Below are 626 nucleotides of genomic sequence, written 5' to 3' on the forward strand. Positions count from 1 at the left end.
CCTCCGAAGCGTGCTCTTTCAAATATTCCTTCAAAATATCGTTCTTTATGCAATATTCTATCACGGGGGTTATCAATTCTTCAAGCGTCAATCCCTGGCTTCGGTATTCCCTTATCTTGTTTATAAAAAAACTGTAGCCGTACAAACTTTCACATTTTTTCAGTATTTCGGGATTATGCCCGTGGTTTATGTTGTATACATGGGCGATTAATTCCAACGGCATTTTTTCATCGCCCGCCGTTTTTAACCTTTCAATTTCCATGAACGCGTCGGAAAGCTTCAGTTCCGCGTAATCGGGATATTCGTCAGTCCCGTTGTACAGGACGATAAAACATTGCTCACTGCTCACTACTAACTGCTCACTGCTCACTACTCCCCATTCTTTGCGAAAAAAACGAAGAATTGCTAACTTGACAATTCTCGATTAATACCTGAAAATTCCAATATATTATGGAGGAATTTAGACATGGCTAATAAAGATTTAATTGAGAAAACACTGCAAAAGGGAGAGGGCATTTTCCGCCTGAATCCCAATTTTATACCCCGTCCTTTCGGCGTTGAGGGCAGGCGGCTGCGGCTCCACCCCGATGATTATTTTGCTTACGGACTTGAGCGCGGTTCCATAA

General features: G+C 42.2%; 1 pseudogene. It reads right to left on the reverse strand.

The features are described 5' to 3' along the window. A pseudogene (locus ACYVRH_RS14075) lies at positions 1-349 on the reverse strand (Rpn family recombination-promoting nuclease/putative transposase); the annotation flags it as partial. Positions 350-626: the final 277 nt, after the last annotated feature.

The organism is Treponema sp. R80B11-R83G3 (genome assembly GCF_054786115.1).